Raw genomic sequence first — 15,068 nt, forward strand, 5'->3', positions numbered from 1 at the left:
CTTGGGCCTTAAGCTAGTGAGCTAGTGACGATTCTTGGATATGATAGGCGCGATTTGTCGGCCGCCAGTGGCCCGCATTCTCACTTATTTTCCAGGTCCAGGCCATATCGCCGGTCATCGCTCCCTTGGAGCCACCGGTGCCTTGAGCTTTTCCAACACAGTTAGTGGAGAGATCACCTTGGTAGAGTACGTAGTTTCCCTCGATAAGCTCGGCGTCCATGATGTGGAGCATGTGGGGGGCAAGAACGCATCCCTGGGCGAGATGATCAGCAACCTCGCCGGTGCTGGCGTATCGGTGCCAGGTGGCTTCGCCACGACCGCCCAGGCTTATCGTGATTTCCTGGAACTGAGCGGCCTGAACAAGCAGATCCACGATGCGCTCGATGCCCTGGACGTCGATGACGTCAATGCCCTGGCCAAGACCGGGGCCCAGATCCGCCAATGGATCATGGAGGCCGAGTTCCCCGAGAAACTGAACGCCGAGATCCGCACCGCGTTCGCCAAGCTGTCCGAAGGCAATCCGGATATCGCCGTTGCCGTGCGTTCCTCGGCCACCGCCGAAGACCTGCCGGATGCCTCCTTCGCCGGCCAGCAGGAAACCTTCCTGAACATCCGTGGCGTGGAAAACGTCATCCGTGCCGCCAAGGAAGTCTTCGCCTCCCTTTTCAATGACCGTGCCATTTCCTACCGCGTGCACCAGGGCTTCGACCACAAGCTGGTTGCCCTGTCCGCCGGTGTGCAGCGCATGGTCCGCTCCGAAACCGGCACTGCCGGCGTGATGTTCACCCTCGATACCGAGTCGGGCTTCCGTGACGTGGTGTTCATCACCGGCGCCTACGGCCTGGGTGAAACCGTCGTGCAGGGCGCGGTGAACCCGGATGAGTTCTACGTCCACAAAGGCACGTTGCAAGCCGGTCGTCCGGCCATCCTGCGCCGTAACCTGGGCAGCAAGGCCATCAAGATGATCTACGGCGACGAAGCCAAGGCCGGTCGTTCGGTGAAGACCGTCGACGTGGACAATGCCGAGCGCGCGCGTTTCTGCCTGACCGACGCCGAAGTCAGCGAGCTGGCCAAGCAGGCGATGATCATCGAGCAGCACTACAAGTGCCCGATGGACATCGAGTGGGCCAAGGACGGTGATGACGGCAAGCTGTACATCGTGCAGGCCCGCCCGGAAACCGTGAAGAGCCGCACCCACGCCAACGTCATGGAGCGCTACCTGCTCAAGGAAACCGGCACCGTGCTGGTGGAAGGCCGTGCCATCGGCCAGCGCATCGGCGCCGGCAAGGTGCGGATCATCAAGGACGTCTCGGAAATGGACAAGGTCCAGGCCGGCGACGTACTGGTCTCCGACATGACCGACCCGGACTGGGAACCGGTGATGAAGCGCGCCAGCGCCATCGTCACCAACCGTGGCGGGCGTACCTGCCACGCGGCGATCATTGCCCGTGAGCTGGGTATTCCAGCGGTAGTGGGTTGCGGCAACGCCACCCAACTGCTCAAGGACGGCCAGGGTGTGACCGTGTCCTGTGCCGAAGGCGATACCGGCTACATCTTCGAGGGCGAACTGGGCTTCGACATCAAGAAGAACTCCGTGGACGCCATGCCGGAGCTGCCGTTCAAGATCATGATGAACGTCGGCAATCCGGACCGCGCCTTCGACTTCGCGCAACTGCCGAACGCTGGCGTGGGCTTGGCCCGCCTGGAATTCATCATCAACCGCATGATCGGCGTGCACCCCAAGGCGCTGCTGAACTACGACGGCCTGCCGCAGGAAATCAAGAGCAGCGTCGACAAGCGCATTGCCGGTTACAACGATCCGGTCGGTTTCTACGTCGAGAAGCTGGTGGAAGGCATCAGCACCCTGGCGGCGGCGTTCTGGCCGAAAAAGGTCATCGTGCGCCTGTCGGACTTCAAGTCCAACGAATACGCCAACCTGATCGGCGGCAAGCTCTACGAGCCGGAAGAAGAAAACCCGATGCTGGGCTTCCGTGGCGCTTCGCGTTACATCAGTGAGTCGTTCCGCGACTGCTTCGAACTTGAATGCCGCGCCCTCAAACGCGTGCGCAACGAGATGGGCCTGACCAACGTCGAGATCATGGTACCGTTCGTCCGGACCCTGGGCGAAGCGAGCCAGGTCGTCGACCTGCTGGCGGAAAACGGCCTGGCCCGTGGCGACAATGGCTTGCGCGTGATCATGATGTGCGAGCTGCCGTCCAACGCGATCCTGGCTGAAGAGTTCCTCGAGTTCTTCGACGGTTTCTCCATCGGCTCCAACGACCTGACCCAGCTGACCCTGGGCCTGGACCGTGACTCCGGGATCATCGCGCACCTGTTCGACGAGCGGAACCCGGCGGTCAAGAAGCTGCTGGCCAATGCCATTGCCGCTTGCAACAAGGCTGGCAAATACATCGGCATCTGCGGCCAGGGCCCTTCGGATCACCCGGACCTGGCCAAATGGCTGATGGAACAGGGCATCGAAAGCGTTTCGTTGAACCCGGACTCCGTACTGGAAACCTGGTTCTTCCTGGCTGAGGGTCAGGCGGCGGTCTGATCGAGTGAAGGGGCCCGACTGGCATTAGCCGGGTCCCTTTTGATTGAAGTAGGGCGGGCTCCACAAGGATGCCGCCCTTTTTTGTGCAAGAAGATTATGCAAAGCAGCAGCAACCTCTTTCCTGTCGCCTTGATCAGCGCCGAGCGGCGCGGTGATCTGAGCGAAGACGTCTATCGCTTGAAACCCGGCAACAGCCCGGACGCCAGCGTCGAGCTGGCCGTCACCCGGCTGGGCATGGCCGACGCCTGCAAAAACCGTGGGGTCCCGGTGATCTTGTTGCACGGCAGTTTTTCCAATCGGCGCTTTTGGTATTCGCCCAAGGGCCTGGGCCTGGGGGCGTACCTGACACGCCTGGGGTTCGACGTCTGGATTCCCGAGATGCGCGGCCATGGGCTGTCCCAGCGCAACCAGGCCTATCGCAACAATCGTGTGGCCGACTACGCCCGTTACGACTTGCCGGCCATTGGCGCCTTCGTGCGTGAGCAGAGTGGGCAAGTGCCCCACTGGATCGGTCACTCCCTGGGGGGCATTACCCTGGCGGCAGCCTTGGGCGGTCACTACCTGGGCGAACCTGCGGTGGCTTCGGCGGCGTTTTTCGGCACCCAGGTCAGCCGCACCTACTGGCCGCTGAAAATTCCGCCAGTGGAGTGGAGCAGCCGCTTCATCCTCAAGCGCTTTGCCCAATTGTCCGGCTCAAGGCTCAAGCGCGGCCCCGAGGACGAACCCATCGGCCTGGCCCTGGAAAGCATGCGTTGGTACGGGCTGTTCGGACGTTTCGGCGATGCCGAGAAAAACTGGTGGGCCGGGTTGGCCGATGTCCAGTTGCCGGTGCTGGCGGTGAGTGCCGCGGGCGATCACCAGGACCCGACCTGGGCGTGCCGCAAGCTCTTCGAACAGATCGGTTCCGAGCACAAGCAGTTTGTCTGCCTGGGCCAGGAGCAGGGTTTCAAAGGCAATTTCGGCCACGTCGAGATGCTGGTCAGCAAAGACGCACAGGCTGAGGTCTGGCCTCTGGTGGCGCGTTGGCTGCAAGATCAGCAGGCGCCGTTGCTGGAAAGCCCACCCGCGCTGGCCGAGGCGGTTTGAACGAAAGCCTCTGACAGGGGCATTTCGCTCTGGTCTGCTTGCGGCTAAGATATGACGCTTCAAGCGGTTCCAGTCACAAACGGTTACTCATTCAGTCTGACGTTCCAGCCTTTCAGGAGTTGTTCGATGAACCATTACCTCACGCCCGACCTGTGCGATGCCTACCCGGAACTGGTGCAGGTGTTGGAGCCGATGTTTAGCAATTTCGGCGGCCGCGACTCCTTCGGCGGCGAAATCGTGACCATCAAGTGCTTCGAGGACAACTCGCGGGTCAAGGAGCAGGTTGAGCTCCAGGGCAACGGCAAGGTGCTGGTGGTCGACGGTGGCGGTTCCCTGCGTCGGGCGCTGCTAGGGGACATGCTGGCGGAAAAAGCCGCGAAAAACGGCTGGGAAGGACTGGTGATCTACGGTTGCATCCGCGACGTCGACATCATCGCCCAGACGGACCTCGGGGTCCAAGCCCTGGCCAGTCACCCGATGAAGACTGACCGGCGCGGCGTCGGCGAACTCAATGTGGCGGTGACCTTTGCCGGTGTGACGTTTCGCCCGGGCGAGTATGTCTATGCGGACAATAACGGCGTGATCGTTTCGCCAAGCCCGCTGAAAATGCCTGAATAAAGCACCAAAGCCATAAGGGATGAGGATGTTCGAGGAAGAAAACGCGCAATGGGGGCTGGTGCATGCCCTGGTGCTGGACGGTAAAGGTGGCGCGCGTTCCATAACCCGGACCGAACTCGACGATTTGCAGCTGCAGGCCCATGAAAGCCTGTGGCTGCACTGGGATCGCAGTCATCCGCAAACCCACACCTGGCTGCGCAAATCCAGCGGCTTGAGTGAATTCAACTGCGATCTGCTGCTCGAAGAGAACACCCGGCCTCGGCTGCTGCCGTTGCCCAATGCCGAGCTGCTGCTGTTCCTTCGGGGGATCAATCTCAACCCGGGCGCCGAGCCTGAAGACATGGTGTCGGTACGGATCTTTGCGTCCGCCCAGCGGGTGATCTCCCTGCGCCTGCGTCCGTTGCGCGCCACCGATGAACTGTTGGCGCAACTGGCCGAGGGCAAGGGGCCGACGACGGCGTCCGAACTCATCCTCTACATGGCGCAATACCTCACCAATAAAGTGCAGGAACTGGTCACCTGCCTCTGCGAAAACGTCGATGGCGAGGAAGAAAAACTCGATACCGACGAACGGTATACTCCCGAGCACGACGCCATTTTGCACATCCGTCGACGGGCCGCCGGACTCAAGCGATTCCTGGCCCCTCAGCGGGACATCTTCGGCCAGATGACGCGGCTTAAGTTGCCATGGTTTTGCGACGATGACGGCGATTACTGGAACGAATTGAACAACAGCCTGACCCGTTACCTCGAGGAGCTGGAATTGACCCGAGAGCGTGTGGGGCTTGTGCTGGAGGCCGAAGACCGGCGCCTTTCGGTGCGCATGAACCGCATCATGTACCGCTTCGGTATCATCACCGGGATCTTCCTGCCGATGAGTTTTCTCACCGGCCTTCTGGGTATCAATGTCGGTGGCATTCCGTTTTCCGCAAGCCCTTACGGGTTCATGGTCGCCTGCCTGCTGATGATCTGCGTGGCGTTGGGGCAGTGGTGGTTGTTCCGCCGCTTGCGCTGGGTGTGATGGGGCTTCATGTGACCCGACGAAATTTGATCGCGTCTTCCACAGACATCACGAGAGGTGCGTATGCACGATCCGTTCGAACAGTCTTTGCGCGACATGCTCAAGGCTTCGCCGTCCAGCCGGGACGACGATGCGTGCCTGGGACGTGTACTGAAAACCGCCAACCGCCAGGTCGGCGCAGGCGATCTGTTCAGCCTGCTGGGCCGCTGGTTGCCCGCGCTGATGATCGCCTTGAATAACGGATCGGCCCATGTCTCGCCGGTTTCCCGCCGTAAACCTGTTACTCGCACCGCTGATAAGGCTGATTGAATATGGAACTTGATCTCTGGACCCAGAGCCTCGTCACGGCAATGACTGCGTTATGGACCAAAATCGCTAACTTCATCCCGAACCTTTTCGGTGCGCTGGTCGTGCTGTTGCTGGGTTTTGTCGTGGCCAAGCTGCTGGACACGCTGCTGTCCAAGCTGCTCGCCAAGCTGGGCCTTGATCGCCTGATGGGCGGTACGGGCCTGACCAAGCTGTTGTCCCGTGGTGGCATCCAGGTACCGATCTCGACCCTGGTCGGTAAGATCGTGTATTGGTTCGTACTGCTGATTTTCCTGGTTTCCGCTGCAGAATCCCTTGGCCTTGAGCGAGTTTCGGCTACGCTCGATATGCTTGCGCTGTATTTGCCGAAGGTTTTTGGTGCTGCGCTGGTGTTGTTGGTCGGCGTTCTGCTGGCGCAACTGGCCAACGGGCTGGTGCGCGGTGCGGCCGAAGGCGTAGGGCTGGACTATGCCGCTGGCGTGGGGCGAATTGCCCAAGGCCTGGTGATCATCATCAGTATTTCGGTGGCGATCAGCCAGTTGGAGGTCAAGACCGACCTGCTCAACCACGTGATCGTGATCGTATTGATTACCGTTGGTCTGGCGGTTGCGCTGGCAATGGGATTGGGAAGTCGTGAAATCGCCGGTCAGATTCTGGCGGGAATTTATGTGCGTGAATTGTACGAGGTTGGGCAACAAGTGCGTGTTGGCGAGGTCGAAGGCCAGATCGAAGAGATCGGCACGGTGAAGACCACATTGCTGACCGAGGAGGGCGAGTTGGTGTCGCTTTCCAATCGGATCCTGCTGGAGCAGCATGTGAGTAGCCGCTAACCCGGCAAACCCTGCTAATGTATGCCGCCGCAAAATGCCCGATACGGCAGGCTGCGGCGCACATTGACCTTGACTGTCGGCCCGACTTGTTTTGAACAAACCCCAATCGCTATCCACGCGCTACGACCCCCGTGATCTCTCCGATGAGGAGTTGGTCGCGCGCGCGCATACGGAGCTGTTTCACGTAACGCGTGCCTATGAAGAGTTGATGCGTCGTTACCAGAGAACTTTATTTAACGTTTGTGCGCGTTATCTCGGGAACGATCGTGATGCTGACGATGTCTGTCAGGAGGTGATGTTGAAGGTGCTGTATGGCCTGAAGAACTTCGAGGGGAAATCGAAGTTCAAGACATGGCTTTATAGCATCACCTACAACGAATGCATCACGCAGTATCGCAAGGAACGGCGAAAGCGTCGCTTGATGGACGCGCTGAGCCTGGACCCTCTCGAGGAAGCGTCGGAAGATAAGGCGCCCAAGCCCGAGGAAAAGGGTGGACTTGATCGCTGGCTGGTTTATGTGAACCCGATCGATCGGGAAATTCTGGTGCTACGATTTGTCGCAGAGCTGGAATTCCAGGAGATCGCAGACATAATGCATATGGGTTTGAGCGCGACAAAAATGCGTTACAAGCGTGCTCTAGACAAATTGCGTGAGAAATTTGCAGGTATTGCTGAAACTTAGTTCGGCGCAAATATCTCTTACGTGTAGGCAGGTTCTGATAGACTTGCCGCCGAGTTGTCCCCCGGTTTGCGGGACTGCTTCACAATCACCAGATGGGGATTTAACGGATGAAACTGAAAAACACCTTGGGCTTTGCCATTGGTTCTTTGATTGCTGCCACTTCGTTTGGCGCTCTGGCACAAGGCCAAGGCGCAGTTGAAATCGAAGGTTTTGCCAAGAAAGAACAATTTGACAGTGCTCGTAACTTCAAGAACAACGGCAACCTGTTCGGCGGTTCGGTTGGTTACTTCCTGACTGACGACGTTGAACTGCGTCTGGCCTACGACGAAGTGCACAACGCCCGTACTGACGACGGCACCAACGTCAAAGGCGCGAACACTGCTCTGGACGCCCTGTACCACTTCAACAACCCAGGCGACATGCTGCGTCCTTACGTCTCTGCCGGTTTCTCCGACCAGAGCATCGACCAGAATGGCAGCAACGGTCGCAACCGTTCCACCTTCGCAAACGTTGGTGGCGGCGCCAAGCTGTACTTCACCGAGAACTTCTACGCCCGTGCCGGCGTTGAAGCTCAGTACAACATCGACCAGGGCGACACCGAGTGGGCTCCAAGCGTCGGTATCGGTGTGAACTTCGGTGGCGGCTCCAAGCCTGCTGCTGCTCCAGTTCCAGCACCGGCTGAAGTCTGCTCCGACAGCGACAACGATGGCGTGTGCGACAACGTCGACAAGTGCCCTGACACCCCAGCCAACGTAACCGTTGATGCTGATGGCTGCCCAGCTGTTGCTGAAGTCGTACGTGTTGAGCTGGACGTGAAGTTCGACTTCGACAAGTCGGTTGTCAAGCCAAACAGCTACGGCGACATCAAGAACCTGGCTGACTTCATGAATCAGTATCCATCCACCAGCACCACTGTTGAAGGTCACACTGACTCCGTCGGTCCTGACGCTTACAACCAGAAGCTGTCTGAGCGTCGTGCAAACGCCGTTAAGCAAGTTCTGACCAACCAGTACGGTGTTGAATCGTCCCGCGTTCAGTCTGTTGGCTACGGCGAATCCCGCCCAGTTGCTGACAACGCCACTGAAGCTGGTCGTGCAGTTAACCGTCGCGTAGAAGCGCAGGTTGAAGCTCAAGCTAAGTAATTAGCCCACAGCTTTGGAAGAGCCCGGCCTAGGCCGGGCTTTTCTTTGCCTGGGATTTATGACTCAGGGCTGGAACACTGAACCTGTGGGAGCGAGCTTGCTCGCGATGGCGGCCTCGCAGCCGGCCAGGGTTTTGTTGACCGGGTACATATCCATTTTCGCGGTAACGGCCACTTAGGGTTCCGCCCTGACGGCGGCTCACTTTTGAGAAGCGCAAAAGTAAGCAAAACGCTTCTGCCCCACCACTCGGTGCCTCGCCTAGGCTCGGCATGCCCGAACGCAGGCATTGCTCCGTGGGCCGCCGCGAAGGGCCATCCATGGCCCAGCGCGGCTATCCCGGCATCCATGCCGGGATGCCCACTACGCAATACCTGCGTTCGGCCAGCGTGGTTAACGGGGCGCCCCAGATCAACGTCCACCGCGAGGCGGCCTTATAGCCGACCTGGCTCTCCCGATCGTACACCCATCCGATCTGTGGGAGCAAAGCTTGCTCGCGAGGCGGCCTTCCAGCCGACCTGTCTCTCCCAGTCGTACTCGCACACATTGGTAGGGGGTGTATGTCAGAGGGCTGAAACCTGGGCCCAGGCCGGCGGGGAGGCGGCGAGTTCAGCCGCGCCAGCCACTGCGCCAATCACCAGGATCGCCGGGCTCTTGAGTTGAAAGGTGCTGGCATCGGCTTCCATCGAGGCCAGGTCGCTGCGGCAGTCACGCTGGTGGGGCAGGGAGGCGTTTTCGATCATGGCCACGGGTGTGTCCGCCGCCAGGCCGCCGGCCAGCAATTGCTCACGAATCTCGCTCAGCTTCGCCACGCCCATGTACACCACCAGGGTGGTTCCGCTTTGCGCCAGGGCTTGCCAGTTCAGGCTGCTGCCGTCCTGGGTGTGGGCCGTCACCAGCGTCACGCCCCGGGCAATCCCGCGCAGGGTCAGTGGAATATCGCACTGGGTCGCCCCCGCGAGGCCGGCGGTGATGCCATTGACCATCTCCACTTCGACACCGTGCTCGCGCAGCCACTGCGCTTCTTCACCGCCGCGGCCGAAGATGCAGGGGTCGCCGCCCTTGAGACGCACCACGCATTTGCCCTGGCGGGCATAACGCAGCATCAGGCGATGGATGAAGGCCTGGGGCGTGGAGCGGCAGCCGCCGCGCTTGCCCACGGCAATGATGCGCGCATCGGGGCAATGCTCCAGCACCGCGGCGTTGACCAGATCATCGATCAACACCACGTCGGCCTCGCCCAGGACGCGCACGGCTTTGAGGGTCAGCAATTCAGGATCACCGGGACCTGCGCCCACCAGCCAGACTTTTGCGTTCATAGTGTTTTTCCTCACGAGATAGCCGCCAGCGGTTGCGCAGTGGCAACCAGCAGACGCTTGATTTCCGGTACGCAGGAACCGCATTGCGTGCCACAGCCCAACTCCTGTTTGAGCCCCTGCAAGTCCAGGCCCCGCTCAATGCCGGCGCAGATCGCACGCTGGCTCACGTTCATGCAGTTGCACAGCGTTTTACTGCCACCCGTTGCGGCGCCGACATTGCCCGGCGGCGCGCTCAAAGGCGCCAGCAGCCAGCGCCGCAGTTGTTCATCGGCACGACCTTCCAGCCACAGGTTCTGCAGCCAGTGCCGGGCCAGGGTTTCGCCGGCCAGGCGAATGGCGGTGATGCGGCCGTTTTCGATGCGCACCCGTTTACCGATAGAGCGACGCGGATCGTCATAAGCCAACACCGGACCCTCGATCAGGCTCAATTGTTCGTCGATGGCCTGGAGCAGTTGCGGATCGGGCGCGATGGCACTGGCTGCGCGAATCAGCAACGCGGGCCGCTCACGGCCAGTCAGGCTCAGGCTGACGTAGGAAAACCTCTCGCACAGGGGGCGTAGAGTCTCCAAATGCTGTTGAACATCGCCTTCAATCAAGGCGAAAAGCTGCCAAGGCAGGTCCACCGGTTCCAGGCGCACACCGCTGTGCTTGAGTTCCGGCTGTTTCGACAAGGGGTCGAAGGCCGGTTGCGTCAGGGCATTGACCCCCCCCTTGAGGAACCGGTCGCCCCAGTGCATGGGCAGGAACGCCTGGCCGGGGCGCACGCTGTCGTCGCTGTCGACGGCCACGATCACGCTGGCGCGACGGCTCTTGAGGTTGACCAGGTCGCCCGCTTGCAGGCGATGCCGGAGCAGTTCGTCGGGATGCAGGCTGAGTACCGCTTCGTTCACATGACCAAACAACTGCGCGGCGGTACCGGTACGGCTCATGCCGTGCCATTGGTCCCGTAAGCGGCCGGTGTTCAGGGTCAATGGGTAGCGGGCGTCACGCAGTTCCTTGGCGGCGCGATAGGGGTCGGCCACAAAACGCGCCCGGCCGCTGTCAGTAGGAAAAATCCGGTCCATGTACAGGCGCGCGGTCCCGACCGTGGCGCCGTCCGGGAACGGCCATTGCTGAGGGCCGAGTTGGTCGATCAGGGCATGACTGATGCCGGACAGGTCCAGGTCGCGGCCACGAGTCAGCTGTTTGTATTCATCGAACAACTGGGCCGGGGTTTCAAAGGCGAACAGGCTGGATTGACCCGGGCGCAGGCGCTTTTCCAGGCGTTGTGCGAAATCCACGGTGATTGCCCAGTCCGGCCGTGCTTCACCCGGTGCGCCAATGGCCCGACGGACGTGGGAAATGCGCCGTTCAGAGTTGGTCACCGAACCTTCTTTCTCGCCCCAACTGGCTGCTGGCAGCAGCAGGTCGGCAAATGCGGCGGTTTCGGTGGTCCGGAAAGCTTCCTGCAACACCACGAACGGGCAGGTTTGCAGGGCTTCACGTACTGCGGTCTGGTCCGGCATCGATTGGGCAGGGTTGGTGCAGGCGACCCACAAGGCCTTGATCTTGCCGCTGCGAACCTGCTCGAACAGCTCGATGGCGCTCAAGCCAGTGGTGGCGGGCAGTTGCTCGACGCCCCAGTAGTGGGCGACTTCGGCACGATGCTCCGGGTTGGCGGCTTCGCGATGGCCCGGCAGCAGGTTCGACAGGCTGCCGGTTTCCCGTCCGCCCATGGCGTTGGGTTGACCGGTCAGCGAGAACGGTCCCGCACCGGGCCGGCCGATCTGCCCGGTGGCCAGGTGCAGGTTGATCAGGGCGCTGTTTTTCGCGCTACCGGCGGTGGACTGGTTCAAACCCATGCACCACAACGACAGGAAGCTCGGCGACGTGCCGACCCATTCGGCGCACTGATGCAGTTGTTCAACACGGATGCCGCACAGCTGGGCGACCATGCTCGGGGTGTAATCGCGCACCAGGTTCTTCAACTCCGCCAAGCCTTCGGTGTGGGCCTTGATGAAGTCGCGGTCGACCCAGTCTTCCCACAGCAGCAGGTGCAAAATCCCATGGAACAAGGCGACGTCGGTGCCCGGCAGGATCGCCAGGTGCAGGTCTGCCAGGTCGCAAGTGTCGGTGCGCCGGGGGTCGATGACGATGACTTTCATCTGCGGCCGGCGGGATTTGGCCTCTTCGAGGCGGCGAAAGAGGATGGGATGGGCGTAGGCCATGTTACTGCCGACGATCATCACGCAGTCGCTCAACTCCAGGTCTTCGTAACTGCAAGGTGGAGCATCGGCGCCGAGGCTGCGCTTGTAGCCCACCACGGCGGAGGACATGCACAGCCGCGAATTGCTGTCGATGTTGTTGGTGCCCACCAATGCTCGGGCGAGCTTGTTGAAGGCGTAGTAATCCTCGGTCAGCAATTGGCCGGAGATGTAGAACGCCACGCTGTCGGGGCCGTGCTCGGCGATGGTCTCGGCGAAGACACTGGTAGCGTGATCCAGGGCGCTGTCCCAGTCTGTGCGGCCCCGGGCCAGGCCTTTGCCCAGGCGCAGTTCGGGGTAGAGGGCGCGCGCGGCGAGGTCGCCGGTCAGGTGCAGGGTGGAGCCCTTGCTGCACAGTTTGCCAAAGTTGGCCGGATGGGCAGGATCGCCGCTGACACCGAGGATACGCTCGCCGTCATGCTCGATCAGGACGCCGCAACCGACCCCGCAATAACAGCAGGTCGAGGCAGTGGTCTGGCGGTTCATCAGCTTGCGTCCCGCAGTGCCAGTTGCACCCGGCCGTTCTCGACCCGGGCCGAATGATGATGGGCGCAGCCCACGTCCGGGGCCTGGGCCTGGCCGGTTTCCAGGTCGATCTGCCAGTTGTGCAGCGGGCAGGCCACGCGCTTGCCGTAGACCAACCCTTGGGACAATGGGCCACCCTTGTGCGGGCAACGATCATCGAGTGCGAACACTTCATCGTCGCTGGTACGAAAAACCGCGATATCGCCTTTCGGGCCATTGATGATGCGCGAACCGAGGATATTGATGTCTTCCAGTGCGCAGATATCCAGCCAGTTCATGCCGGCACCTCCAGGTTTTTCACGGGGATGACCTCAAACTCTTTCTTCAACTGAGGCTGTTCCAGGCGTTGTTTCCAGGGGTCTTGCTCCAGCGACAGGGAAAACTTCAACCGCTCATGGAGCGCTTTGCGTCGTTGCGAATCTTCCAGCACGGTTTTCTTGATGTGCTCCATGCCGACCCGCTGCATGTAATGCACGGTGCGTTCGAGGTAGAAGGCTTCCTCGCGGTACAACTGCAGGAAGGCGCCGTTGTATTCACGCACTTCTTCGGCAGTCTTGAGCTTGACGAAAAACTCGGCGACCTCGGTTTTGATCCCGCCGTTGCCACCGATGTACATCTCCCAGCCGGAGTCGACGCCAATAATGCCGACGTCCTTGATGCCGGCTTCCGAGCAGTTGCGTGGGCAACCGGAGACGGCCAGTTTCACTTTGTGCGGCGACCACATGTTGAACAGGTCGTGCTCCAGCTCGATGCCCAATTGGGTGGAGTTCTGCGTGCCGAAGCGACAGAACTCGCTGCCCACGCAGGTCTTCACCGTGCGGATGGACTTGCCGTAGGCGTGGCCGGACGGCATGTCGAGGTCTTTCCACACGCCGGGCAGGTCCTGCTTCTTGATCCCCAGTAAATCGATGCGTTGGCCGCCGGTGACCTTGACCATGGGTACGTTGTATTTGTCGGCCACGTCGGCGATGCGGCGCAGTTCCGAAGGGTTGGTCACGCCACCCCACATCCGCGGGACCACGGAGTAGGTGCCGTCTTTCTGGATGTTGGCGTGGGCGCGTTCGTTGATCAGGCGCGACTGCGGGTCGTCGTGGGCTTCGCCGGGCCAGGTGGAAATCAGGTAGTAGTTCAACGCCGGGCGGCAGGTGGCGCAGCCGTTGGGGGTGCGCCAGTTCAGGTAGCTCATGGTCCCGGCGATGGTCAGCAAATGCTGGTCGCGGATCGCCTGGCGGATCTGGCCATGGTTGAGGTCGCTGCAACCGCAGATGGCTTTTTCGCTTTTCGGCTTGACGTCCGCCGCGCCGCCGACGGTGTTGATCAGGATCTGCTCCACCAGGCCGGCGCAGGAGCCGCAGGAGCTGGCGGCTTTGGTGTGTTTTTTCACGTCATCGACGCTGAACAGCCCGTGTTCCTGGATCGCCTTGACGATGGTGCCTTTGCACACGCCGTTGCAGCCGCAGACTTCGGCGGTGTCGGCCATGCTCATGGCTTTGTCCTGGCCCTGGTGGCCTACGTCGCCGAGGGCGTTTTCTCCAAACATCAGGTGATCGCGGATTTCGCTGATGCCGTGGTTTTCACGGATCTGGCGGAAATACCAGCCGCCGTCTGCGGTGTCGCCGTACAGGCAGGCGCCGACCAGCACGTCATCCTTGATCACCAGTTTTTTGTAGACGCCGCCGATGGGGTCGGAAAGGGTGATGGTCTCGGTGCCTTCGCCGCCCATGAAGTCGCCAGCGGAGAACAGGTCGATGCCGGTGACTTTCAATTTGGTCGAGGTGACCGACCCCTTGTAAGTGGCGAAGCCCAGTTGCGCGAGGTGGTTGGCGCAGACCTTGGCCTGTTCGAACAACGGCGCCACCAGGCCGTAGGCGGTGCCGCGGTGGCTGGCGCATTCACCGATGGCGTAGATGCGCGGGTCGTAGGTTTGCATCGTGTCGTTGACCAGGATCCCGCGGTTGCACGGGATGCCGGATTTTTCCGCCAGTTCGGTATTGGGACGGATGCCGGCGGCCATCACCACCAGATTGGCGGGGATAATGTCGCCGTTCTTGAACTGGACCGAGCCGACCCGGCCATTGCCGGCATCGTGCAGGGCCTGGGTTTGTTCGCAGAGGCGGAATTTCAGGCCACGATTCTCCAGGGCGGCCTGCAGCAGTTGGCCGCTGGTTTTGTCCAGTTGCCGCTCCAGCAGCCATTCGCCCAGGTGCACCACGGTCACGTCCATGCCCCGCAGTTTCAAGCCGTTGGCTGCTTCCAGGCCGAGCAAGCCACCGCCGATCACCACCGCATGCTTGTGAGTCTTGGCGGTGTTGATCATCGCCTGGGTGTCGGCGATGTCGCGGTAGCCGATCACGCCGTCCAGGGTGTTGCCAGGAATCGGCAGGATGAAGGGTGTGGAGCCGGTGGCGATGAGCAGGCGGTCGTATTCGGCTTCGCTGCCGTCTTCGGCGATGACCCGGCGCTTGACCCGGTCGATTTCCACCACCTTACGGTTGAGCAGCAACTTGATGTTGTTGTCCTGGTACCAGCTCAGGTCGTTGAGCACGATCTCTTCGAACGTCTGCTCACCGGCCAGCACCGGCGAGAGCAGGATGCGGTTGTAGTTGGTGTGGGGCTCGGCGCCGAACACTGTGATGTCGTACAGCTCGTTGCTCAGCTTGAGCAGTTCCTCGAGGGTTCGAACCCCGGCCATGCCGTTGCCGATCATCACCAGTTTGAGTTTCTTCATCAGGGTTCTCCGCAAGC

Annotated in this window: 13 protein-coding genes; 9 read left to right on the forward strand and 4 right to left on the reverse strand. The window is 61.0% G+C overall.

Going from position 1 to position 15,068, the window contains the following annotated elements; all coding sequences use genetic code 11:
• Nucleotides 1–178: 178 nt before the first annotated feature.
• The 9 genes from ppsA to AACY31_RS10790 all read left to right on the forward strand — a co-directional run bounded on the left by ppsA (nt 179) and on the right by AACY31_RS10790 (nt 8,676).
• Nucleotides 179–2,554 (forward strand): phosphoenolpyruvate synthase, encoded by a 2,376-nt coding sequence (gene ppsA / locus AACY31_RS10750; RefSeq protein ID WP_339476629.1) that lies wholly within the window; start codon nt 179–181, stop codon nt 2,552–2,554.
• A 96-nt stretch (nt 2,555–2,650) separates the two neighbouring features.
• On the forward strand, nt 2,651–3,640 hold the full coding sequence (locus tag AACY31_RS10755; RefSeq protein ID WP_339476630.1) for an alpha/beta fold hydrolase: 990 nt from the start codon (nt 2,651–2,653) through the stop codon (nt 3,638–3,640).
• 126 nt (nt 3,641–3,766) lie between these two features.
• Complete coding sequence (gene rraA, locus AACY31_RS10760) at nt 3,767–4,258, forward strand: ribonuclease E activity regulator RraA (RefSeq protein WP_339476632.1); 492 nt, start codon at nt 3,767–3,769, stop codon at nt 4,256–4,258.
• A 25-nt stretch (nt 4,259–4,283) separates the two neighbouring features.
• Nucleotides 4,284–5,279 carry a zinc transporter ZntB gene (locus AACY31_RS10765; protein WP_339491321.1) on the forward strand — a complete coding sequence of 332 codons (996 nt, stop codon included), beginning with the start codon at nt 4,284–4,286 and terminating at the stop codon, nt 5,277–5,279.
• Between the two features lie 63 nt (nt 5,280–5,342).
• Nucleotides 5,343–5,588, forward strand: coding sequence for a hypothetical protein (locus AACY31_RS10770; RefSeq protein WP_014337331.1), 246 nt, complete (start codon nt 5,343–5,345; stop codon nt 5,586–5,588).
• Nucleotides 5,589–5,590: 2 nt separating this feature from the next.
• Nucleotides 5,591–6,415: a mechanosensitive ion channel family protein gene (locus tag AACY31_RS10775; RefSeq protein WP_339476635.1), complete on the forward strand. Its 825-nt coding sequence runs from the start codon at nt 5,591–5,593 to the stop codon at nt 6,413–6,415.
• A 91-nt stretch (nt 6,416–6,506) separates the two neighbouring features.
• Nucleotides 6,507–7,097 carry an RNA polymerase sigma factor SigX gene (gene sigX, locus AACY31_RS10780; protein WP_003183614.1) on the forward strand — a complete coding sequence of 197 codons (591 nt, stop codon included), beginning with the start codon at nt 6,507–6,509 and terminating at the stop codon, nt 7,095–7,097.
• Between the two features lie 107 nt (nt 7,098–7,204).
• Complete coding sequence (locus AACY31_RS10785; protein WP_339476639.1) at nt 7,205–8,239, forward strand: OmpA family protein; 1,035 nt, start codon at nt 7,205–7,207, stop codon at nt 8,237–8,239.
• Nucleotides 8,240–8,508: 269 nt separating this feature from the next.
• A complete protein-coding gene (locus tag AACY31_RS10790) occupies nt 8,509–8,676 on the forward strand; it encodes a nucleoid-structuring protein H-NS (protein ID WP_339477076.1) in 168 nt (55 codons plus the stop codon).
• A gap of 123 nt (nt 8,677–8,799) precedes the next feature.
• On the opposite strand, the gene cobA is transcribed toward AACY31_RS10790, so the two are convergent.
• The 4 genes from cobA to nirB are packed head-to-tail and all read right to left on the reverse strand — an operon-like array spanning nt 8,800 to nt 15,051.
• Nucleotides 8,800–9,555, reverse strand: coding sequence for a uroporphyrinogen-III C-methyltransferase (gene cobA / locus AACY31_RS10795; RefSeq protein ID WP_339476641.1), 756 nt, complete (start codon nt 9,553–9,555; stop codon nt 8,800–8,802).
• 11 nt (nt 9,556–9,566) lie between these two features.
• Complete coding sequence (locus AACY31_RS10800) at nt 9,567–12,284, reverse strand: nitrate reductase (RefSeq protein ID WP_339476643.1); 2,718 nt, start codon at nt 12,282–12,284, stop codon at nt 9,567–9,569.
• Nucleotides 12,284–12,601, reverse strand: coding sequence for a nitrite reductase small subunit NirD (nirD, locus tag AACY31_RS10805; protein WP_339476646.1), 318 nt, complete (start codon nt 12,599–12,601; stop codon nt 12,284–12,286). Before nirD ends, AACY31_RS10800 begins: the two co-directional genes overlap by 1 nt.
• Nucleotides 12,598–15,051, reverse strand: a complete 2,454-nt coding sequence (gene nirB, locus AACY31_RS10810; RefSeq protein ID WP_339504417.1) for a nitrite reductase large subunit NirB — start codon at nt 15,049–15,051, stop codon at nt 12,598–12,600. The genes nirD and nirB overlap by 4 nt, the downstream gene beginning before the upstream one ends.
• Between the last annotated feature and the right edge of the window lie 17 nt (nt 15,052–15,068).

Origin of the sequence: Pseudomonas sp. RL_105y_Pfl2_101 (assembly GCF_963970585.1) — a bacterium.
In the GTDB taxonomy this organism is placed as follows: domain Bacteria; phylum Pseudomonadota; class Gammaproteobacteria; order Pseudomonadales; family Pseudomonadaceae; genus Aquipseudomonas.

Excerpts from the sequence above, each read along its gene's own strand:
- AACY31_RS10755 (WP_339476630.1), top strand. The coding sequence starts at position 2,651 with ATGCAAAGCAGCAGCAACCTCTTTCCTGTCGCCTTGATCAGCGCCGAG.
- rraA (WP_339476632.1), top strand. The coding sequence starts at position 3,767 with ATGAACCATTACCTCACGCCCGACCTGTGCGATGCCTACCCGGAACTG.
- AACY31_RS10765 (WP_339491321.1), top strand. The coding sequence starts at position 4,284 with ATGTTCGAGGAAGAAAACGCGCAATGGGGGCTGGTGCATGCCCTGGTG.
- AACY31_RS10770 (WP_014337331.1), top strand. The coding sequence starts at position 5,343 with ATGCACGATCCGTTCGAACAGTCTTTGCGCGACATGCTCAAGGCTTCG.
- AACY31_RS10775 (WP_339476635.1), top strand. The coding sequence starts at position 5,591 with ATGGAACTTGATCTCTGGACCCAGAGCCTCGTCACGGCAATGACTGCG.
- AACY31_RS10785 (WP_339476639.1), top strand. The coding sequence starts at position 7,205 with ATGAAACTGAAAAACACCTTGGGCTTTGCCATTGGTTCTTTGATTGCT.
- AACY31_RS10790 (WP_339477076.1), top strand. The coding sequence starts at position 8,509 with ATGCCCGAACGCAGGCATTGCTCCGTGGGCCGCCGCGAAGGGCCATCC.
- cobA (WP_339476641.1), bottom strand. The coding sequence starts at position 9,555 with ATGAACGCAAAAGTCTGGCTGGTGGGCGCAGGTCCCGGTGATCCTGAA.
- AACY31_RS10800 (WP_339476643.1), bottom strand. The coding sequence starts at position 12,284 with ATGAACCGCCAGACCACTGCCTCGACCTGCTGTTATTGCGGGGTCGGT.
- nirD (WP_339476646.1), bottom strand. The coding sequence starts at position 12,601 with ATGAACTGGCTGGATATCTGCGCACTGGAAGACATCAATATCCTCGGT.
- nirB (WP_339504417.1), bottom strand. The coding sequence starts at position 15,051 with ATGAAGAAACTCAAACTGGTGATGATCGGCAACGGCATGGCCGGGGTT.